This is a genomic window from Microbaculum marinisediminis (assembly GCF_025397915.1).
Lineage (GTDB): Bacteria > Pseudomonadota > Alphaproteobacteria > Rhizobiales > Tepidamorphaceae > Microbaculum > Microbaculum marinisediminis.
Map to the genome: position 1 here is coordinate 75,810 of NZ_JALIDZ010000006.1, position 19,841 is coordinate 95,650.

General features: G+C 67.1%; 17 protein-coding genes. 10 read left to right on the forward strand and 7 right to left on the reverse strand.

What is annotated here, in order from left to right; all coding sequences use genetic code 11:
• Nucleotides 1-2: 2 nt before the first annotated feature.
• Genes MUB46_RS14055 through MUB46_RS14065 form a run of 3 tightly spaced genes read right to left on the reverse strand, consistent with a single transcriptional unit; the run spans nt 3 to nt 2,849 of the window.
• The gene (locus tag MUB46_RS14055; RefSeq protein ID WP_261616566.1) at nt 3-1,364 is read right to left on the reverse strand and encodes an aspartate aminotransferase family protein; all 1,362 of its coding nucleotides are present in this window, start codon (nt 1,362-1,364) and stop codon (nt 3-5) included.
• Entirely contained in the window at nt 1,361-2,038 is a 678-nt protein-coding gene (locus MUB46_RS14060; RefSeq protein ID WP_261616567.1) for an HAD-IA family hydrolase, read from the reverse strand. The genes MUB46_RS14055 and MUB46_RS14060 overlap by 4 nt, the downstream gene beginning before the upstream one ends.
• Nucleotides 2,039-2,048: 10 nt before the next feature.
• Nucleotides 2,049-2,849, reverse strand: coding sequence for an IclR family transcriptional regulator (locus MUB46_RS14065; RefSeq protein WP_261616568.1), 801 nt, complete (start codon nt 2,847-2,849; stop codon nt 2,049-2,051).
• A 390-nt stretch (nt 2,850-3,239) separates the two neighbouring features.
• Between MUB46_RS14065 and MUB46_RS14070 the strand changes: the two genes are divergently transcribed.
• Nucleotides 3,240-4,490 carry a Tm-1-like ATP-binding domain-containing protein gene (locus MUB46_RS14070; protein ID WP_261616569.1) on the forward strand — a complete coding sequence of 417 codons (1,251 nt, stop codon included), beginning with the start codon at nt 3,240-3,242 and terminating at the stop codon, nt 4,488-4,490.
• Between the two features lie 28 nt (nt 4,491-4,518).
• Here the strand turns inward: MUB46_RS14070 and MUB46_RS14075 are convergent, their stop codons facing one another.
• Nucleotides 4,519-5,832 (reverse strand): type I glutamate--ammonia ligase, encoded by a 1,314-nt coding sequence (locus tag MUB46_RS14075; RefSeq protein WP_261616570.1) that lies wholly within the window; start codon nt 5,830-5,832, stop codon nt 4,519-4,521.
• A gap of 108 nt (nt 5,833-5,940) precedes the next feature.
• Nucleotides 5,941-6,648 (reverse strand): GntR family transcriptional regulator, encoded by a 708-nt coding sequence (locus MUB46_RS14080; protein ID WP_261616571.1) that lies wholly within the window; start codon nt 6,646-6,648, stop codon nt 5,941-5,943.
• A gap of 131 nt (nt 6,649-6,779) precedes the next feature.
• On the opposite strand from MUB46_RS14080, the gene MUB46_RS14085 reads away from it, so the two are divergent.
• The 3 genes from MUB46_RS14085 (at nt 6,780) to MUB46_RS14095 (ending at nt 9,444) form a co-directional block, all read left to right on the forward strand.
• Nucleotides 6,780-8,087, forward strand: coding sequence for a phenylacetate--CoA ligase family protein (locus MUB46_RS14085; RefSeq protein WP_261616572.1), 1,308 nt, complete (start codon nt 6,780-6,782; stop codon nt 8,085-8,087).
• Nucleotides 8,088-8,116: 29 nt separating this feature from the next.
• A complete protein-coding gene (locus MUB46_RS14090; RefSeq protein WP_261616833.1) occupies nt 8,117-8,698 on the forward strand; it encodes a VOC family protein in 582 nt (193 codons plus the stop codon).
• A 65-nt stretch (nt 8,699-8,763) separates the two neighbouring features.
• Nucleotides 8,764-9,444, forward strand: a complete 681-nt coding sequence (locus tag MUB46_RS14095) for a glutathione S-transferase family protein (RefSeq protein ID WP_261616573.1) — start codon at nt 8,764-8,766, stop codon at nt 9,442-9,444.
• Between the two features lie 151 nt (nt 9,445-9,595).
• On the opposite strand, the gene MUB46_RS14100 is transcribed toward MUB46_RS14095, so the two are convergent.
• On the reverse strand, nt 9,596-10,549 hold the full coding sequence (locus tag MUB46_RS14100; protein WP_261616574.1) for a right-handed parallel beta-helix repeat-containing protein: 954 nt from the start codon (nt 10,547-10,549) through the stop codon (nt 9,596-9,598).
• A gap of 296 nt (nt 10,550-10,845) precedes the next feature.
• On the reverse strand, nt 10,846-13,185 hold the full coding sequence (locus MUB46_RS14105) for a xanthine dehydrogenase family protein molybdopterin-binding subunit (protein ID WP_261616575.1): 2,340 nt from the start codon (nt 13,183-13,185) through the stop codon (nt 10,846-10,848).
• 270 nt (nt 13,186-13,455) lie between these two features.
• On the opposite strand from MUB46_RS14105, the gene MUB46_RS14110 reads away from it, so the two are divergent.
• From MUB46_RS14110 to MUB46_RS14135, 6 genes are all read left to right on the forward strand, one after another.
• Nucleotides 13,456-13,851: a 5-carboxymethyl-2-hydroxymuconate Delta-isomerase gene (locus tag MUB46_RS14110; protein ID WP_261616576.1), complete on the forward strand. Its 396-nt coding sequence runs from the start codon at nt 13,456-13,458 to the stop codon at nt 13,849-13,851.
• A gap of 8 nt (nt 13,852-13,859) precedes the next feature.
• The gene (gene hpaE, locus MUB46_RS14115; protein ID WP_425256273.1) at nt 13,860-15,383 is read left to right on the forward strand and encodes a 5-carboxymethyl-2-hydroxymuconate semialdehyde dehydrogenase; all 1,524 of its coding nucleotides are present in this window, start codon (nt 13,860-13,862) and stop codon (nt 15,381-15,383) included.
• Between the two features lie 177 nt (nt 15,384-15,560).
• Complete coding sequence (gene hpaD, locus MUB46_RS14120; RefSeq protein WP_261616578.1) at nt 15,561-16,544, forward strand: 3,4-dihydroxyphenylacetate 2,3-dioxygenase; 984 nt, start codon at nt 15,561-15,563, stop codon at nt 16,542-16,544.
• 270 nt (nt 16,545-16,814) lie between these two features.
• Nucleotides 16,815-17,339 (forward strand): homoprotocatechuate degradation operon regulator HpaR, encoded by a 525-nt coding sequence (hpaR, locus tag MUB46_RS14125; protein ID WP_261616579.1) that lies wholly within the window; start codon nt 16,815-16,817, stop codon nt 17,337-17,339.
• Between the two features lie 105 nt (nt 17,340-17,444).
• Complete coding sequence (locus MUB46_RS14130) at nt 17,445-18,071, forward strand: YjbE family putative metal transport protein (protein WP_261616580.1); 627 nt, start codon at nt 17,445-17,447, stop codon at nt 18,069-18,071.
• Nucleotides 18,072-18,401: 330 nt separating this feature from the next.
• Nucleotides 18,402-19,790: a DcaP family trimeric outer membrane transporter gene (locus MUB46_RS14135; protein WP_261616581.1), complete on the forward strand. Its 1,389-nt coding sequence runs from the start codon at nt 18,402-18,404 to the stop codon at nt 19,788-19,790.
• Nucleotides 19,791-19,841: the final 51 nt, after the last annotated feature.

Genomic DNA, 19,841 nt, shown 5'->3' on the forward strand with positions numbered 1-19,841 from the left:
CGTCAGCCGCCCGCCGCCGTCAGGCCGGCGTCGAGGCCCGCCGCGATCGTGCCCACGTCCTCGGCCGTGATCACCAGCGGCGGCGACAGGATGATGTTGGGGCCGGAGACGCGGATCATCACGCCGGCGCCATAGGCGGTCTCGAACACCGTGCCGATGGTCGCCTTGTCGACGGGCGTCTTCGTCTCCCGGTCGGAAACGAGCTCGAGCGCCACCATCAGGCCCTTGCCGCGCACGTCGCCGACGAGGGCGTGCCTGTCCTTCAGCGCCTGCGCCGCGGCCAGAAGCTCCGTGCCGCGCCGGGCGGCGTTGCCGGCCAGGTCGGCCTTGTCCATCTCCGGCAGGCAGGCGAGCGCCGCCGCGCAGCCGACCGGGTGGGCCGAATAGGTGTAGCCGTGGCCGATCGAGCCGAAGGCGTCGTGGTTGCTCTCGAACGCATCGGCGACTGTCTCCGAGATCATCACCGCGCCGAAGGGGAAGTAGCCGTTGGTGATCGCCTTGGCGATGCACATCAGGTCGGGCGTCACGCCCCACAGCCGCGAGCCGGTCCAGCCGCCGGTGCGGCCGAAGGCGGTGATCACCTCGTCGGCGATCAGCAGGATGCCGTACCGGTCGCATATCTCCCGCACCTTCGGCATGAAGCTCGCGTGCGGCGGGATGACGCCGCCGGCGCCCAGCACCGGCTCCATGATGAAGGCGGCGACCGTGTCCGCCCCCTGAAACGCGATCTCGTCCTCCAGCGCCCGCGCGCACAGGCCGGCGAGCCTTTCCGGGTCGGTCTCGTTGAACGGATTGCGATAGGTGTAGGGCGCGGGGATGTGGAAGCAGCCCGGCAGCAGCGGCTCGTAGTTGCGGCGGAAATTGGCGTTGCCGTTGACCGACGCCCCGCCCATGTGGGTGCCGTGATAGCCCTTCTTGAGGCTCAGGAACTTGGTGCGGTCCCGGTCGCCGCGGATCTTGTGGTACTGGCGCGCGAGCCGGAGCGCCGTCTCGACGCTGTCCGATCCGCCCGAGGTGAAGAACGACCGCACCATGCCGTCAGGCGCGAACCAGTCGGCCAGCCTGTAGGACAATTCGATCGCCGGCCCCGTCGAGGTGCCGCGGAAGGCGGAATAATAGGGCAGGGCGTCGAGCTGCGCCGTGATCGCCGCCTTCACCGGATCGCACGAATAGCCCAGGTTGACGTTCCACAGCCCGCCGACGGCGTCGATCGTCCGGTGTCCGTCGACATCCGTCAGCGTCACTCCCTCGGCCGCCATCACCACCTTCGGCGGATGGGCGATCATCTCGGCGGGATGCGCCATCGGATGCCACATGTGGCGGGCGTTGTTCTCCTTCAGGAAGTTCGAGTCGTGCGCGATCATGCCGAAGCCTCCGAGCGGGTAGTTATGCCGAGACGGGCGAGCGCCCGGGCGAAGCCATCCGCCGGGTCGCGCACGTCGAAGTGGACGGCGCGCATGCCGACGGCCTCGGCGCCCCGGACGTTCTTCACCTGGTCGTCGACGAAGACGCAGTCGTGGGCCGCCAGCCCGAGCCCGTCCGTGACGAGACGATAGGCGCGCGGATCGGGCTTCAGGATCTTCGTGTAGGTCGCATCGACGATCAGCGCGAAGTCGGCGAGGAAAGGCAGCGTCTTGCGGAAGTCGGCGCCGTAGAACAGGTCGAGCTCGTTCGACAGGATCGCCAGCCGCTTGCCCGCCGCCTTGGCCGTACGGATCGCGGCGAGGGCCTCCGGCCGGACCGAGCGCATCAGGTCGGCGCCGCGCGCGCGTCGCAGTAACTGGTCCATGCGGTCCCAGGTCTCGCCGAGCAGCGCGCCGGTCTCGCGTGCGCGGGCAAGCCAGTAGTCGCGCTCGCTGATTTCGCCGGCCTGCATCCGCCGCCACAGCGGGTCGGTGTCGGGATCGAACGGTCCCCGCCAGGTCAGCGTGCCGGGCTTGAGGCCGAGCGCCGTCTCGGTCTCGGCATGGGTCTCAAACAGGGTCTTGGTGATGACCCCGCCGAAATCGAGGACCAGTGCCTTTGCCGGTTCACTCATATCGGGCCGCTCATGCCGCCCGCCTGTCGCCGAGCGCCGAAAGGTAGTCGGGGTTCATGACGCCGCCGATGCCGCGCGTCGCCGTCGCCACCGTACGCTGGAGCTCGGACAGGATCGACGCCTTCAGCGTGTCGGTCATCCGCGAGGAGGGCGTCGCCACCGCCAGCGCGCCGACGGCGGCGCCCGAAGCATCGAAGAACGGCATGGCGATGCCGGTCACCTCGTCCTCGAAGCTCTGGCCGGCGACGGCATGGCCGGCGGTGCGGGCCTGCGCCACGGCGGCGCGCAGGCGGTTCGCGCTGGTGATCGTGTGCGCCGTATAGGCCTTGAGGCCGCCGGCGATCGCCTCGTCGATACGGGCGCCCGGCGCAAAGGCCAGGTAGACGAGGCCCGAGGCGGTCGCGTGCAGCGGCAGTATCTCGGAGGGGTCCATGTGGACCCGGGTCGCCTTGTTCGACTCGCGCATGCCGATGGTGATCAGCGCGCCGCCGGATCCCGTCGCAGAATAGTGCGAGGCATGCGCCGTCTCCCCGGTCTTCTCGGTGAGTGTCTCCAGAAGCGGGGCGATTACGGAGGCCAGCGGCTGCGTCGCCTCGCGCAGCTGCGCGAAATGCAGGAACGCGGCGCCGAGGCGGTATTTCCGGTTGGCCGGGTTCTGCTCGATGAAGCCGTGCTTCTGCAGCGCGACCAGGAAACGCCGGGTCGCCGCCTTGTCGTAGCCGGCGCGCCGGGCGAGATCGCTCAGGCCGATTTCCGGCTCGGCGGGCGTGAAGGCGCCCAGCAGTTTCATCGCCTTGTCGACGGTCTGCACGGTGTCCGTCTGTCCTCCGGTCGGCCTTTATCCGCCGGGCGCGATGCCCGTCGCGGCGCGGCGTCTATGTATTCGTTGACAGGGCAGGGTTGCGAACGCAACATATATTTGACCTGCCGGTGACAATAATGAACCGACAGGGCAAGGAGGGGAGGGCCGATATCACCGTGCCGCTCGGCGGATAGAGTGTGGTGCGTTTGAACACCGACCGTTCCACCCACTCCGCTCATTCCCGCGTCCACCCCTCCGCTCATTCCCGCGAAAGCGGGAATCCCGCGCGTTTGGCACGGCCGCGCCGCGTTGCCCCGGACTCCCGCTTTCGCGGGAGTGTGCGGGAGAAAAGCAAGTCTGCTTAAATCAAAAAACAAACCCTTCAGGGAACCGGGCGCCATGACCGACAAGACCATCCTCGTCATCGGCACGTTCGATACGAAGTCCGACGAGCTGCGCTACCTGATCGGCTGCATCGAAGGCCAGGGCGGCACGGCGATGACGATGGATGTCAGCGTCCTCGGCGACCCGCCCGCGGCAACCGACATCTCCAAGCATCGCGTGGCCGAGGCCGCCGGTTCGTCCATACAGGCGGCGATCCGCTCCGGCGACGAGAACACGGCGATGCAGATCATGGCCGCCGGCGCCGCGACGCTCGCCGCCGATCTCCACGTGGCGGGCAGGATCGACGCCATGATCGCCATCGGCGGCACCATGGGCACCGATCTCGCGCTCGACTGCGCGCTGGTATTGCCGATGGGCGTGCCGAAATACATCGTCTCGACCGTCGCGTTCTCGCCGCTGATCCCGCCGGAACGGTTGCCGCCCGATATTCAGATGATCCTGTGGGCCGGCGGGCTCTACGGCCTCAACTCGGTCTGCAGGTCCGCGCTCAGCCAGGCCGCCGGCGCCGTCCTGGGCGCGGCGCGGGCCGTTGAGCCGCCCCGCCGCGACCGGCCGCTCGTGGGCATGACCAGCCTCGGCAAGTCGTGCCTGAGCTACATGGTGGCGCTCAAGCCGGCGCTGGAGCGGCGCGGCTTCGAGGTCGCTGTCTTCCACTCCATCGGCATGGGCGGGCGCGCCTTCGAGGGCCTCGCCGCGCAGGGTGCGTTCGCCTGCGTCATGGATTTCTGCATGCAGGAGTTCACCAACGGTGTGCACGGCTCGGTCGTCAACAGCGGCGCCGACCGCCTGTCGAGCGCCGGCCGCGCCGGCATCCCGCAGATCGTCGCGCCGGGCGCCTCCGACCTCGTCGACATGCCGACCTGGACGGAGATCCCCGCGAAATGGCGCGAGCGGCCCTATCACGCCCACAACCGGCTGATCGCCTCGGTGGCGATCACGCCGGAGGAACGCAGGCGCACCGCGCGCGAGATCGGCGCGCGGCTGGCGCGGGCGAGCGGGCCGGTGCACGTCATCCTGCCCAGCGGCGGCATCGAGGAATGGGACAAGCCCGGCGAGCCCGCGCACGATCCCGAGGGGCTGGACGCGTTTCTCGACGAGATGCGCACGGTGATCGCGCCGCCCGTGGCGATGAGCGAGATCGACGCCCACATCAACGATCGCGCCTTCGCCGACACGGCGCTGGCGATCTTCGATGCCTGGGTCGCCGACGGGACGGTGCGGGCGCCGGACCGAAAGCCCGTCTGAACGCCGGAATGAGCCTTGCGCCCAGGCCTCAATAGGCGCCGGAATAGGCCGCGCAGATCTCGTCCTCGGTCTTGCCCTTCAGGAACGCCATCTCGCCGCGCTTGTGGGCGACATAGACGTCGACGAGTTTTTCCGGAAACCACGACCGCACGGTCGTGTCGGCGTCGAGCCGCGCGATGGCGTCGTCCAGTGAGGCCGGCAGCCTGTCGATGCCGCGCGCCTTCAGGTCGGCGGCCGCGACGCGCGTCAGGTCCTCGCGCGTGACGGAGGGCAGTGGCAGGCCGTCGCGGACGCCCTGCAGGCCCGCGAGGACCAGCGCCGCCAGAACCAGGTGCGGGTTCGCCGCCGCGTCGGCGGCCCGGTACTCGAAATGCAGCCGTTCGCCCGGCGCGACGTCGGCACCGTCCGGCCGCGGGCAGATGCGCACCGCCGCCTCGCGGTCGCGGTAGCCGAGATTGTTGAAGGCCGCGCTCCAGCGGTGCGGCGTCAGCCGGGTGTAGGAGGGCACGCTCGGCGCCGTCAGCGCCACGGTGGACGGCAGATGCCTCAGGACACCGGCGACGAAGGCGGCCGCCGTGGCGGAAATCCCTTCGGGCGCGTCGGGATCCGCGGTCACGGGCGTGCCGGCGTCGTCGAGGAAGTCGAAATGGACGTGGACGCCGTTGCCCACGTCGTGCGGCCCGATCAGCGGCGTGAACGTGATCTCCTCGCCTAGACTGAGCGCGGCGGCCCGGGCGAGCTCGCGCAGCACCAGGGCGTCGTCGGCGGCGGTCACGCCCCGGGCCGGCGCGACGCTGACCTCGTACTGGTTCGGGCCGAATTCGCGCAGGAAGGATTGCGGTGTCATGCCCGCCTCGCGCAACGCGCCGAGGACCGTTTCGCCGAACGCCTTGCGCCGCCGGACGCCGCCGATCGTGTAGGCGCCGCCGGTCGGCTGGTCGGTCACGAACATGAACTCGTGCTCGAAGGCCGCCCGCACGGTGAGGCCGGTCTCCGCGTGCAGCGCCTCGAGCGCGCGGCGCAGGATCGTCCGGGTGCAGCATTCCCAAGGCGTCCCGTCGGGCCAGGTCAGCTCGGCGATCACCAGGTGCTCGGCCGGCGCCTCCGCGCCGCCGAACGCGACGCGCGCCTCGGTCGTCGGGATGGGCGTCATCACCAGGTCGCCGAACGGCCCGTAGGGCGTCTCGGCGTTCGTGCCGAAGCAGGTGAGCTGCACGTTGGTCGGCGTCCAGCCGATGCCCGCCGGCCTGTCGGCCCGGTAGTCGGCGAGCGGGATCGCTTTGCCGCGCACATTGCCGGAGATGTCTCCGACGCAGACCATGATCAGCGGTTCCTCGGGCATGCGCCGTTTCCTTCCCCAACGCGTGTGTCCGCCGGCGCGCCGCGAAGCCGCCTGTCGCGATTTGGCTGGAGTTTTATCAGAAACGGAGTTGGCCGGCAGCCGGCGTGGCTAGTCGCCGGTCGCGGCGGGGCGGAAGGTCGAGGCCGGCATGTGACGAGTGAGGGCGGTGGCGCGGTCGAGGTGGCCGCGCAGCGCGGTTTCCGCCTCGCCGGAATCGCCGTTCAGGATGGCGCGGGCGATGTCGCGGTGCTCGCTGACCGAGCGGCACAGCATGTCGGCCGTCAGCCCGCCACTGACCTGGAACATAATCAGCGGCAGTTGCAGCTGGCGGTGCAGGGTGGCGAGCTGGCAATTGCCGCTCGCCCCCACGATCGCGTCGTGGAACCGCTTGTTCTCCTCCAGATAGGCCATCGGCGACAGGCGCGGCGCCTCCGCCCAGATCGGGTCGATCGCCGCCTCGAACGCGGCCCGGATCTCGGGTTCGGCCATGTTCCCCGCCGCCAGCCGCGCCGCCAGCGCCTCCAGCTCGGTGCGGATCTGGAACAGCTCGACCGTCTCCTGCAGCGACAGCCGCCGCACCAGCGCGCCGCGGTTCGGCACCGTTTCCAGGAGCCCTTCCGCCGACAGCCGCCGGAACGCCTCGCGCAGGGGGCCGCGGCTGACGCCGAGATCGCGCGTCAGATCGGCCTCGATCAGGCGCTGGCCGGGCGAATAGCGGCTGTTGAGGATGCCCTCGCGCAGATGGCGCACCACGCGCTCGACCGTGGTTCCACGGCTTGTCTGGCGGATTTCGGGGGCGATGTCGGTATCGGACATGACCGTGGTCGGTTACCCGCGTTCGGACCGGTTGACAAGGGATATGAAGTCAATATTGTCCTACAAACTTAGCAAGCAATAACCGGCCGCGGCAAGGGCAGCGCTCTTCGAACCGGCGCCGGAGCGCCAGGATGATCCAAGACCCGGACATAGAAACGCTTGCCTGGGAGAGGCAGAAGGGCAGGGACGAGGCGCCGTATCGCGCGCAACTGTCCTACCTGTTCGAGCGCTCGCGCTTCTACCGTCACAAGCTGATGGAGGCGGGTTTCGCCACGCCGGATGCGGTGGGTGGCCTGGACGACATTGCCGCCCTGCCGTTCACCGAGAAGGACGAGTTGCGCGCCACGCGCTCCGACGCCGATCCGATCGGCACTCACCTCGCCGCGCCGATGGAGGACGTCGTCCGCGTCTTCTCCACCAGCGGCACCACCGGCACGCCGAGCTACATCCCGTTGACCGCGCGCGACCTCGACGACTGGGTGACGATCTCCGCGCGCAGCTATGCCGCCACCGGCCTGTCCCAGGGCAGGCGGGTGGTGTCGACCTATAACGCCGGTCCCTTCGTCGCCGGCGCCGCGCTCGATGCGTTCAACCGGCTCGGCGCTTGTCACATCCCCGTCGGCACCGGCAACACCGAGCGGCTGATGACGGCCGTCCGGCTGTTGCACCCGCACGTCCTCGCCTGCACGCCGTCCTACGCGCTGCACCTGGCCGAATGGGCCGGCGACCGCGGCATCGACATCGCCGGGTCGAGCGTCGAACGCATCATGGTCGCCGGCGAGCCCGGCGGCGGCGAGGCGGCGATGCGCGCGCGGCTGCAGGACGCCTGGGGCGCCACCGTCTGCGAGGCGATGGGCATCGGCGACATCTCGGTCTCGCTGTGGGGCGAGTGCGAGGCGCAGTCCGGCATGCACTTCTCCGGGCGCGGCCTGGTCCATGTCGAGCTGATCGATCCCGATACCGGCACCCCGGTTGCAATCGAGGACGGGGCACAGGGCGAGCTCGTCTACAGCCATCTCAGGCACCGCGCCGCGCCGCTTTTGCGGTTTCGCTCGCGCGACCATGTGCAGGTCCGCACGGGAACGTGCGCCTGCGGACGCACGGCGCCGCGCGTGCGCTGCATCGGCCGCACCGACGACATGCTGATCGTGCGCGGCGTCAACGTCTTTCCCTCCGCCGTCCGCGAGGTCGTCAACGGCTTCGCCCCGCATGTCAGCGGGCTCATCGCGATCCGCCCGACGGCGCCCGGCGTCAAGCAGGAACCGCCGCTGCCGGTCGCCGTCGAACTGGCGGAAGGTGCGGAGAAATCGCCCGAACTCGCCGAGCGCATCATGCGGCGCATCCGCGAGACGCTGGTCGTCACCACACGGATCGACCTGGTCGACTGGGGCTCGCTGCCGCGAAGCGAGTACAAGTCGAAACTCGTCGACAGACCCTGAAACGGAGCCACGCCATGGACAACACAGAGATCCGCAAGCTGCAGTCGCAGGGCGTCCATCACATCACGCTGGTCGGCGCCGACCGCCAGACCTCGATCGACTTCTGGGAAGGGGTGCTCGGCATGCCATTCGTCTTCGAGCAGCCGAACCTGGATGCCGGCGACGAGAGCCACCTCTACTTCGATCCCGGCGACGGCCGCCTGATCACCATCTTCACCAAGGAGGAGCGCAAGCCCGACCCGCGCCGCACCCCGACCGAGCCCGGCTGCGTCCATCACATCGCCTTCGCCGTCTCCAAGGCGACCTTCGACCAGGCGGTTGACCGGCTCGACCAGCGCGGCATTCGCCATTCCGGCGTCAAGGACCGCGGCTTCATGGATTCGATCTACTTCAACGATCCGCTGGGCCTGACCATCGAGCTGGCCGCCTACCGCTTCGAGCCGCCGGCCGGCTTCACCCATGCCGACGTGCTGCTGGAGGCCCACAAGCTGCGTGTCGGCCGCGGCGACTACAACATCGCCCAGATCCACCTGGCCGACGCCATCGAGAGCCTGACGGAACGCTCGCGCGAAAGCCTGTCGAGCGACCGCGCGCCCCGGAATCCGTACTGATCAAGTATCCGTACTGATCCCGAAATCCGTACCGATCACACAGCGACAAGACAGGGAGGACTGCCATGAAGCTCTACATGCATCCGGTGTCGATGACGAGCCGGCCGGTTCGTCTGTTCATCCACGAGAAGGGCATTCCCGTCGACGAGGAGGTCGTCGACCTGTTCACCGGCGCCCATCACCAGGAGCCGTTCGCCTCGATCAACCCGAACAAGCTGGTGCCGGTGCTCGAGGACGGTGATTTCCGCCTGACCGAATCCTCGGCGATCCTGAAATATCTCGCCGAAAAGAACGACCTGCCCGAATACCCGAAGGACCTGAAGCGCCGCGCCAGGGTCAACGAGATCATGGACTGGTTCAACTCGAACTTCTATCGCGACTACGCCTACGGCTTCATCTATCCGCAGGTGTTCCCGCACCACAAGCGCCCGACCGAGGAGGCGCACGCGGAGACCATCAAGTGGGGCAAGGCCAACGCCGAGAACTGGCTCGGGATCCTCAACGACTACTGGATCGGTCCGGACCGCAAGTTCCTGACCGGCGACGAGATCACCATCGCCGACTATTTCGGCATCGGCCTGATCACCCTCGGCGAGGTCGTCCATTCGGACTTCTCTAAATATCCGAACGTGAAGCGCTGGATGGACAACGTGAAGGCCGCGATCGGCAAGTGGGGCGAGGTCAACGAGGTCTTCTACGGCCTGGTGGAATCGACCCGGGACCAGCCGCTCGAGGCGATCCGCTAAGGGGGCGCCTTCCGGGGGGGCCGGTGACGCCCAATCCGCGATCGCCTTCCGCGTGATCCCCCCGCGTGATCGCCGGCGTGTCCGAACGCGGCGGCTCCTTGTGATCCGCCGCGCTGTCGTTCGCGGAAACCGGGTGCAGCCGCCGCCAGCGTCAGTCGCAGCTGCCGCCGCCTGGCTTCGGCGGGTTCTGGTTGTCGATGTTCCGGCCCGTCTCCAGGACGATGTTGCCGCTCCGATTCCAGCCGTCGGTCGGTTCGCCGCGCGAGAACCAGACGCCCCAATAGCCCACGCACGGATAGTTCACGGTGGAGAACTTGTTGTTCAGGAACTGGATGTTGGTCACCGAATAGCCACCGCGCGGATTGTCCTCGGACGGGCTGTAGTCCTGGGCGTAGACGGTGAAGCCGCCGCCGGCCAGCAGGTTGTCCTCGACCAGGATGTCGGCGCTGTCGCGGCGGCCGTTCCAGATCGCGATGGCGGAGGTCTGGTCCTGCGTCACGTTGAACGTGTTGTGGCGGATGACGCCGTTCGAGGCTCCTTCGGTCTGGAAGCCGTCGACGTGCCCGTTGCCCGCGTTCTCGGTGAAACTGTGCAGGTAGTTGCCCTTGATGACGAAGTTGTCCGTGTCCCAGACGAAAACCCCGTCGTTGACCCCGTGGATGTTGTTGCCGCGGGCGACCAGCCTGGTGCCTTCGTACCAGATGCCGGCATGGGTCGCCCCCTTGCCGTTGAGGCGGGTGCGGATGATCTTCGCGCTTGCCCCCGGCAGGATCTTGATCACGCCGCTGCCGTTGCCGCCGCTATTCTTGACGATGGTGCTGTGGCGGATCCTGACGTTCTTGGCGGCGATGACCAGGCCGTCTGGGCCGATCTTCTGGCCCTTGATCACCGTATTGTCCTTGGTGATGGTCCGGCTCCGCGTGCGCTTGAGTTTGAGGCCCCTGCGCTTGCCGGTATTGCGGGCTCCCGGCCAGCCGCACGCTTCCAGGTTCTTCCAGACTCCGGTGGTGCACTTGCCGGCGGCGGCCGGTTGCGGCACCGCGGCGATCCCGGCGATGACGGCGACAATGGGCACGGCGCGAGCGCACATGGTCGGCAGGTTCATGGCAGACGTCCTCTGCGAGAGCTGTCGGCACGCCCGCCAGACCGGAGCGGCGGGCCCGGCGCGGAATGGGCGAAATGGACAGCTTACGCCCCCTGCGCCCTCCTATCGCGGCGAACTGTGCCGAAAGTAGGGAGACGCCATGGCGAAACCGAAGCAGGCGGCATTTGCCGGTGGGCAGGCCTCGCGGCCATGGCTTTCGGCTCGGCCATGCCACTCGAACAAACGCGTGTCCCGGACGAGATCCGGGACCCATGCCGCCCCTCGGCGCGGTGTAGACCGTGAAATCGGGAACGGCTCTATCGCGGGCCGTCGCTCGCCACGTTCACCGCCCGCCACACCTTTTCCGGCGTCACCGGCATGTCCATGTGGGTGACCCCATACGGCCGCAGCGCGTCGATGACCGCGTTCATGACCGCCGACAGCGAGCCGGCGCAGCCGGCTTCGCCGCAGCCCTTGGCGCCGAGCGGGTTGGTCGTCGCCGGCACGGGATGGCTGGCGAACGCGAACGCGGGAATGGTGTCGGCGCGCGGCAGGGCGTAGTCTGTGAACGAGCCGGTCAAGAGCTGGCCGTCCTCGTCGTACCGCGTCATCTCCATCAGCGCCTGGCCGATGCCCTGCACGACGCCGCCGTGCAGCTGGCCTTCGACCAGCATCGGATTGATGACGGTGCCGAAGTCGTTGACCATCGCGTAGCGCACGACGTCGACGACGCCGGTTTCCGGATCGATTTCGACCTCGGCGACATGCGTGCCGTTGGGAAAGGAGGAGGGCAGGGCCTCGGTCAGATGGGTGACGTCGAGGCCGTCCTCCATGCCGTCGGGCAGGGAGAGCCCGTGACGGACCCTGTCGGCGAGGTCCATGATGTCGATGGCGATGTCGGTGCCGGCCACGGTGAAGGTGCCGTCGGAGAACGTGATGTCGTCGACCGCGGCTTCCAGCGCCAGGCCGGCGAGCTGCTTGCCCTTCTCGACGACCTTCTGCGCCGCCTCCACGATCGCCGCCCCGCTCATCATCGCCGAGCGCGAGCCGCCGGTGCCGCCGCCGTGGATCAGCTCGTCGGAATCGCCCTGCAGGAGGCGGATGCGGTCGAACGGGACGCCGAGCTTTTCCGACAGCACCTGCGCGAAGGCCGAGGCATGGCCCTGGCCGTAGTCGAGGGTGCCGGTGATGATGGTGACGTCGCCGTCCGGCTCGAAGCGGATGCCGCCCATCTCCTTGTTCGGCGGGGCGGTCACCTCGAGATAGCTGCCGATGCCGCGACCGAGCAGCCGACCGCGCTTCTTCGCCTCGCGCTGGCGTGCCTTGAATCCCGTCCAGTCGGCAAGCGCCAGCGCCTCGTCGAACACGCCGGGGAAGTCGCCGCTGTCATAGGTGAGCTCGGACGGGGCGTCATAGGGGATCTGGCCCGGCCGGATCTGGTTGCGCTTGCGTATCTTGACGGGATCGAGGCCCATTTCGCTGGCGGCGGTCTCGATCAGCCGCTCCATCAGGTAGTTGGCGTCGGGCCGCCCGGCGCCGCGATAGGGGCCGGTGAAGGTGGTGTTGGTGAAGGCGCACTTGATCGAGACCTCGACCAGCGGCGTGCGGTACACGCTGACCACGTTCTTGGCGATGTTGATGGTGAAATAGAGCGGCGCGACGTGGCCGAGATGGGCGCCGAGATTGCCGAAGCCGGTGATCCGCAGCGCCTTGATGGTGCCGCGCTTGTCCAGCGCCAGCGTGCCGGTGACCTGGATGTCGCGGCCGTGGCTGTCGGAGAGGAACGCGCCGGAACGGTCGGACGTCCACTTCACCGGCCGGCCCAGGGCCTTGGCGGCGTGGCACACGCAGACCGTCTCGGGATAGAGCATCGATTTCATCCCGAAGGAGCCGCCGACGTTGGCGGTCAGCAGCCGCACCCGGCTCTGGTCGACGCCGAGCACGCCGGCCAGCATGTTGCGCATGGCGAACACGCCCTGGCTCGGCACGTGCACCTCGTAGCGGCCGGTTTGTGCGTCGTAGGCCGCGAGCGCCGCGCGCGGCTCCATCGCCGCGACCACCAGCCGGTCGCTGGTCAGCGCCAGCGTCGTGACGTGATCGGCCGCCGCGATCGCCGCGTCGACGGCGTCGGTGTCGCCGGAGTGGTAGTCGATGCCAAGGTTGCCGGGGGCGTCGTCGAGGATCTGCGGCGCGCCCGGTTTGAGGGCTTGCTCCGCGTCGGTGACGGCGGGAAGCGGGTCGATATCGATCTCGACCGCCTCGGCGGCGTCGCGGGCGACGGTTGCCGACTCCGCGACGACGAAGGCGACGGGATCGCCGACGAACGTCACCTTGTTGGTCGCCAGCACCGGACGGACCGGTTTCACCATCGGCGTGCCGTCCCGATTGGTCATCTGCAGTACCGAGGGCAGGCCCGCGTAGCCGGCTTCGGCGAGGTCCGCGCCCGTGTAGACCGCCAGTACGCCCGGCAGGTCCAGCGCGGCCGAGATGTCGATCCCGCGGATCGTGCCGTGCGCGAACGGGCTGCGCACCACCACGCCGTAGGCCTGGCCGGGCAGCGAGATGTCGTCGGTGTAGCGGCCGTGGCCGCTGACCAGCTTGGGGTCCTCGCTGCGGCGGACCGGCTTGCCGATGGCGAAATCTGGAGAATGGCTCATGTCGAAAGGCTCTGGATTCGGACTGCTAAGGGACAGAGAGTAACGCGATCGGCGCCGCGGGGAACCGGGCGGGACGGAGATAGGCCTATGCGAGAAATGCAGTGCCGTCGGCAGGCCGGCCATTCGGCGCGATAAACGGTGCGGCCGGGGCCGAATATATGGTTTCCTGCGCCGAATATATGGTTTGATGTGCCAACGATATAGGGCGCACGCTAGGATCGGCCGGAACCATCGGCCAAACCACGGCCTGCACCAGGGAGACAACGCGCGATGCCGCACGTGATCGTCGAGTACAGTGCCAATCTCGAGCCGGAAATGAACCTGGCCGGCCTGATCGATGGCCTGCACGAGACCGCGCTGGCGACCGGCCTGTTCGATATCGACGGAATCCGCAGCCGCGCGGTGTGTCGCGACGTCTTCAAGGTCGGTGACGGCAATCCCGAGAACGGCTTCGTCCATATCACCGCGCGCGTCGGTCAGGGGCGTCCGGCCGACGCCAGGCAGGGCCTCGGCAAGGCGCTTCTGGCCACGGCCGAGCGGGCGCTCGCCGACCTGCTGGCGACAACGCCGGTTTCGCTCGCCGTGGAGGTCCACGAGATCGACCGCGCGATGACGTTTCGCCGGAATACGATCCGCGAGCGCCGCAACAGGGAGACTGCCTCATGAACGCCCCGATGAACGACCCGGTGAACGTCGTCGATCGCGCGGTGCTGGACCGTGCCGAGGGTTATCTGCGGCAGTTCGCCGACGGTCCGGTCACTCATTTCATCGACGGAAAGCGGTATCCAGGCGACGGCGCGACCTTCGAGACGGCCTCTCCCGTCGACGGAGCGGTGCTGGCTTCGGTTGCCAGGGGCGGGGTGCGGGACATCGATCTCGCCGCCCGCTCTGCGATGGCCGCGTTCCGGACCTGGCGCAAGACCAAGGGGGCGGAGCGCCGCGCCGTTCTGCACCGGATTGCCGATGCGATCGAGGCGCGGGCGGAAGAGATCGCCTTCATCGAGTGCCTCGATACCGGCCAGCCGATCCGCTACATGGCGAAGGCGGCGCTGCGCGGGGCCGAGAACTTCCGCTTCTTCGCCGACCGGGCCCCTTCGGCCGCCGACGGGGTATCGCTGCCGACGGCGACGCATCTCAACTACACCATGCGCGTTCCCATCGGCCCCGTCGGCGTCATCACGCCGTGGAACACGCCGTTCATGCTGTCGACCTGGAAGATCGCGCCGGCGCTGGCCGCGGGCTGCACGGTCGTTCACAAGCCAGCAGAATGGAGCCCGCTGACGGCGACGCTGCTGGCCGAGATATGCGCGGAGGCGGGGCTGCCGGCCGGTGTCCTGAACACGGTGCACGGCATCGGCGAGGAGGCCGGCAAGGCCCTGACCGAGCATCCCGACATCAAGGCGATCGGCTTCGTCGGGGAATCGGCGACCGGCAGCCACATCATGGCGCAGGGCGCGCCGACCCTGAAGCGCGTCCACTTCGAGCTCGGCGGCAAGAACCCGGTGATCGTGTTCGACGATGCCGACCTCGACAAGGCGCTCGATGCCGTCCTGTTCATGATCTATTCGCTGAACGGCGAGCGCTGCACCTCGTCCAGCCGCGCTCTGGTTCATGAATCGATTTATGAGGAATTCGCCGCCAAGGCTTCAGAACGCATAAAGAAAATGCGGGTCGGCCATCCGCTCGATCCGAAGACCGAGATCGGGCCGCTGATCCATCCGCGCCACCTCGAAAAGGTCATGAGTTATGTCAATGCCGCCAAGGAGGACGGTGCGACGATAGCGGCCGGTGGCGGCCGGGTCGGCGAGGAAGGCAACTTCGTCGAACCGACGCTCTATACCAATGCCCGCAATGACATGCGGATCGCCCAGGAGGAGATCTTCGGACCCGTGCTGACGATGATCCCGTTCGAGGACGAGGAGGAAGCGTTGGCGATCGCCAACGATGTCCGCTACGGCCTGGCCGCCTATCTCTGGACCAACGATGTCGGCCGCGCGCACCGGATCGCCCAGGAGGTGGAAGCCGGCATGGTCTGGGTCAATTCGGAGAACGTACGCCATCTGCCGACCCCGTTCGGCGGCACGAAGTCATCCGGTATCGGCCGCGACGGCGGCGACTACAGCTTCGATTTCTACATGGAAACCAAGAACATCGCGATCGGCCTCGGCGGCCACACGGTGCCGCGCATCGGTGTTTGACGCGACGCCGGGACCGTCGGGCGGGGCGCGGGGCATCGAGAGGGAGGAACAGGAATGAGACCTCTGGGATTCGGCTCCGGCCATGTGCCGGCCGGGCGAATGTCGCGTTCGCCGTGACCGGGTAGGCCCCGGACAGACCGCAGCCTTAGTTCCGCGCCGACAGGAAAGATCAGGACCATGCCCGTTGCGAAGCCCGTGATGAACCCGCCGTTCAACATCGTCCGCGTCAGCCATGTGGAATTCGCCGTGACGGATCTCGAAGCGTCGCGGGCGTTCTATGTCGACTGCCTGGGCCTCCACGTGACGGCCGAATCCGCCGATCGCATCTATCTGCGCGGAATCGAGGAGCGGAACCATCACTCGATCGTTCTGGTGCGCGCCGAAAAGCCGGTCGTTCGGACGATGGGCTTCAAGGTCGCCAGCGAAGAGGATCTCGACCGGGCCGCCTTCTGGTTCGACGAGCAGGGCCTGCGGGCCGAGTTCGTCGAGCGTCCGCATCAGGGCCGCACACTGAATGCCGTGGACCCGCTCGGCATGCCGATCGAGTTCTATTTCGAGATGGAGCAGACGTCTTCGATGCTGCAGAAGTACACGCATCATCGTGGCGCCCGCATCCAGCGCATCGACCACGTCAATTGCTTCACGCCCGACGTGCAGGTGAGCCATGACTTCTATACCGCCGTCGGCTTCCGCGTGACCGAGTACACCGAGACCGAGGATCCCGATCCGAAGCTGTGGGCGATCTGGATGCACCGCAAGGGCAACGTCCATGATCTCGCCTTCACCAACGGCAGGGGGCCGCGCCTGCATCACATCGGCATGTGGACCGCGACGCCGCTCGATATCCTGCATATCTGCGACGTCATGGCGACGAGCGGCTACCTAGGGAACATGGAGCGCGGCCCCGGCCGGCACGGCATCTCCAACGCGTTCTTCCTCTATGTTCGCGATCCGGACGGGCATCGGGTCGAGCTGTTTACGTCGGACTATCTCACCGCCGATCCGGATATGGAGCCGATCCGCTGGACGCTGCGCGATCCCCAGCGTCAGACCCTGTGGGGCCATCCCGCGCCCAGGAGCTGGTTCGAGGAAGGGTCGTTCTTCGAGGGAACGGCGGTCGTCGAGCCCGTTCTGGAGGCACAGCCCATCGTCGCGCGATGAGGCCGGCTCCGCGGCTGCGCGAGGTACGAATCGTGACGTTTTGACCGGTTTGCCTGCGTCGGCCAGGCGAAGCGTTGATCAATTCGCGGTGTAACAAGCTCTGGTTGCGAATTTGGCCAATCCGGCGCCGTACATCTATATATTTGTTTTAACTAAAATTATCGCTACTAGACTTCCGTAACGGCAGATCGAGTTAGGTTTGCCGGAGAAATAATCCCGCTTTCCGATGTCGCCAATGTATGCGTAACTAAATTAGTTTGGTGGCGAACAATGGCGCATTCAGCACCGCATGATCGCAAACGCGACGCGCCGCTCGACGGACGCAGTGGCGCCGAAGAGCAAGGCGTGATGCGGCCGTTCAGCCAGGCGATTCCGATGAAGTTCCTGCGGGCGAGAGAGGCGGTGATTTCGCGCTTCCGCCCGATCCTGCATTCCCATCAGATCACGGAACAGCAATGGCGCATCCTGCGCGTCCTTGCCGATCTTCGCGAAACCGAGATTCTCTCGCTGAGCGAGTGGTGCCTCATTCATCCCGCGAGCCTGTCGCGGATCCTCCCCAAGATGGATGCGGCAGGCCTGATCAATCGGCGCACGAACGATGCCGACAAGCGACGAGTCATCGTTTCCCTGGCCGACAAGGGCCGGGCGCTGGTCGAGGAAATGGGAGCGGAGACCGAGGCGGCCTTCGGGGAACTGATCTCGGAAATCGGAGAGGAACGCCTGGAGCGATTGAATCGTGCGCTCGACGATATAATTGCAATCCTGTCAGGGCCGGATCGCTCGCGGCCGTCTTGAGGTGCGACGGCTGCGCCCCGCCGTTCCGGTTCGAAAAAAGCCCCATGCCGCCGGTAGCTTGCGCGCCGGCTAGGCTCGTCAGCCGGTGGATTTGAAGGTTCGACGTTGCCCGAGCAATTCATCGCCATTCTCCAGGTCGTCTTTATCGACCTCGTTCTGGCAGGCGACAACGCGGTCGTCGTCGCGATGGCGGCGGTCGGCGCGCCGGCGCATGTGCGCCGCAAGGTGATCTTCTATGGAATCTCCGGCGCCGTCGTTCTGCGCATCGCCCTGGCGCTCGCCGCGACCCAGCTGATGCAGATTGTCGGCCTGTTGCTTGCGGGCGGCATCTTGTTGCTATGGGTGTGCTGGAAGCTCTACCGCGAGCTGGCCGAAGGGGCTGCGGCACACGCCGGCGCGGAACTGCTGGCCGACGATCTGGACGCCGAAGAAGCCGCGGCCGTGCCGGTGAAGAGCGCCGGTCAGGCGATGAAGCAGATCATCGTCGCCGACATATCGATGTCTCTCGACAATGTGCTGGCGGTCGCCGGCGCGGCGCGCGACCACCCTTACGTTCTTGCGGCGGGCCTGTTGCTGTCGATCGTCCTGATGGGCGCCGCGGCCACCCTGATCGCCCGCCTCCTGGATCGCTATCGGTGGCTGGCGTGGTGCGGGCTCCTGATCGTTCTCTACGTCGCCCTCGTGATGATCTGGCATGGCGCCCACGAGGTCGAAGCCGCCATCGCCGGATAGAGAACGTCGACAGTCCGCACCGGTATCCCTGTGTTGCAGATGGTGTCGCGATGCCCGGGCGGCGATTGACCATAATGCGGGCGGCAGGAGCCTGGTCGGCCGAGCGACTGTGGCGGCAGCGCTACGTACGCTCGAAATCGCCTTTGCGCCGGCCGTCTTTGGAAGATTCCGATTGCCCGTCTTCGCGGCACTCGTCAGGTTCTCCCCACCGCTGGTGGGGACGGACGCTGCGATCTAAATCGGCACCAGGTCGCGAAGCGGTTCTGGGCGCAGCCCTCGGCATTTTACGTCGTGGCCAAAGTCTACTACGGGTGCCGCTCGGAGAGACGAATGACGAAGTTGAAGACAGTTCTGCTTGGATCGGTGACGGCAATCGCCGTCACGACCGGGGCCCAGGCCGCCGACATGATGATGGACGTGAAGGCGCCGCGCGAACCGGTCTACCGGTGCGACGTCACCGGATTCATAGAGCTGCCGGGCACCGACATCTGCTTCAAGGTGGGTGGATACGCTATGCTCGTGGCCTATGCGTCCGAGGATCAGTGGGACGCCTTTGGGACAGGCGCCGCTTACGGCATCGTCCCGGACGGGCATACGCTGGAAGATACCACCGGCATGTACGCGGTCGGTCGTGTCAACTTTGACGCGCGCACTTCGACGGAGTACGGCACGGTCCGCGCCTACGTGGAGATGCAGGCGGTTGACAATGACACCCGTACCGGCGGCTCGTTCGATCTGCGTCATGCCTTCGTGCAGTTCGGCAACTGGACCTTCGGCAAGACCTGGTCGACCTTCCTGAATCTCGAATCGAGCCCCGTCTATACCGACCTGCTGACGGTGACCGGCGACAACTTCATGCGCCGCAATCAGATCCGTTATACCCAGAGCTTCGGCAGGGGGTTCTCGGTGTCGATCGCGGTGGAAGACCAGGACTACACCACGCCGAGCGCGATCACGGCGGCCGGTTTGTTCGCGCCGGTCTGGGGATTCTGCGGTGGCGGTTGCGCGGTGGTCAGCAACCGAAACGACGTGCCGGACGTCGTCGCCAATATCAAGGCCGAAGGTGACTGGGGCTCGGCGCAACTGTCCGGCGCCCTGCATAACAACGCGTTCAGGGACGTGTTTCTCGGCAGCGCCCCCGCGACCGTTCCGGGCAGTCAGACGGATTCGGAGATCGGTTGGGCGGCCCTGTTCGGCCTGCTCGTGAACACGCCGGCGACCGGCGAGGGGGACTACTTCACCTTCAAGGCCATCTATACGGACGGCGCAACCCAGTACAATCAGGACAACTTCCTCTGGACGACGAACACGGTCTGGGGGGCCTGCAACTGGCTCGTTCCCGCAAACGGCGACTGTGCCGTCGATACGGTGACGACGTGGTCCGTACTGGCGAGCTTCACCCACAACTGGTCGTCGACCTGGTCCTCGACCGTCGGGGCTGGCTATCAGAACGTCAGCGCGCCGATGACCGTGTTCAATGCCGGGGTGCCGTCCCTTTCCTCGGATTTCGACATGGACACCTACGAAATCTTCGGAAACGTCTCGTGGATGCCCGTCAATAACCTGACGATCATGTTCGGCGTCCACTACGGCCATGTCGATTTCAACGGCGCGGGCACGACGCCGGCCGGCGGCTTCGATCCCTTCACGGCGAATCCGGCCGCGGCCGACGACCAGGGAGCTCTCGCGGTGGCGCTGGATATCGTGCGCTCGTTCTGATCGCGCCCGAATGCATTCCCGCGACGGTGCGCTCCAAGGCACCGGCGATAG

What these genes read in the sequence shown, in the direction of transcription:
- MUB46_RS14055 (WP_261616566.1), bottom strand. Translation starts at nt 1,364, where the DNA reads ATGATCGCGCACGACTCGAACTTCCTGAAGGAGAACAACGCCCGCCAC.
- MUB46_RS14060 (WP_261616567.1), bottom strand. Translation starts at nt 2,038, where the DNA reads ATGAGTGAACCGGCAAAGGCACTGGTCCTCGATTTCGGCGGGGTCATC.
- MUB46_RS14070 (WP_261616569.1), top strand. Translation starts at nt 3,240, where the DNA reads ATGACCGACAAGACCATCCTCGTCATCGGCACGTTCGATACGAAGTCC.
- MUB46_RS14075 (WP_261616570.1), bottom strand. Translation starts at nt 5,832, where the DNA reads ATGCCCGAGGAACCGCTGATCATGGTCTGCGTCGGAGACATCTCCGGC.
- MUB46_RS14080 (WP_261616571.1), bottom strand. Translation starts at nt 6,648, where the DNA reads ATGTCCGATACCGACATCGCCCCCGAAATCCGCCAGACAAGCCGTGGA.
- MUB46_RS14085 (WP_261616572.1), top strand. Translation starts at nt 6,780, where the DNA reads ATGATCCAAGACCCGGACATAGAAACGCTTGCCTGGGAGAGGCAGAAG.
- MUB46_RS14095 (WP_261616573.1), top strand. Translation starts at nt 8,764, where the DNA reads ATGAAGCTCTACATGCATCCGGTGTCGATGACGAGCCGGCCGGTTCGT.
- MUB46_RS14100 (WP_261616574.1), bottom strand. Translation starts at nt 10,549, where the DNA reads ATGAACCTGCCGACCATGTGCGCTCGCGCCGTGCCCATTGTCGCCGTC.
- MUB46_RS14105 (WP_261616575.1), bottom strand. Translation starts at nt 13,185, where the DNA reads ATGAGCCATTCTCCAGATTTCGCCATCGGCAAGCCGGTCCGCCGCAGC.
- MUB46_RS14110 (WP_261616576.1), top strand. Translation starts at nt 13,456, where the DNA reads ATGCCGCACGTGATCGTCGAGTACAGTGCCAATCTCGAGCCGGAAATG.
- hpaE (WP_425256273.1), top strand. Translation starts at nt 13,860, where the DNA reads ATGAACGACCCGGTGAACGTCGTCGATCGCGCGGTGCTGGACCGTGCC.
- hpaD (WP_261616578.1), top strand. Translation starts at nt 15,561, where the DNA reads ATGCCCGTTGCGAAGCCCGTGATGAACCCGCCGTTCAACATCGTCCGC.
- hpaR (WP_261616579.1), top strand. Translation starts at nt 16,815, where the DNA reads ATGGCGCATTCAGCACCGCATGATCGCAAACGCGACGCGCCGCTCGAC.
- MUB46_RS14135 (WP_261616581.1), top strand. Translation starts at nt 18,402, where the DNA reads ATGACGAAGTTGAAGACAGTTCTGCTTGGATCGGTGACGGCAATCGCC.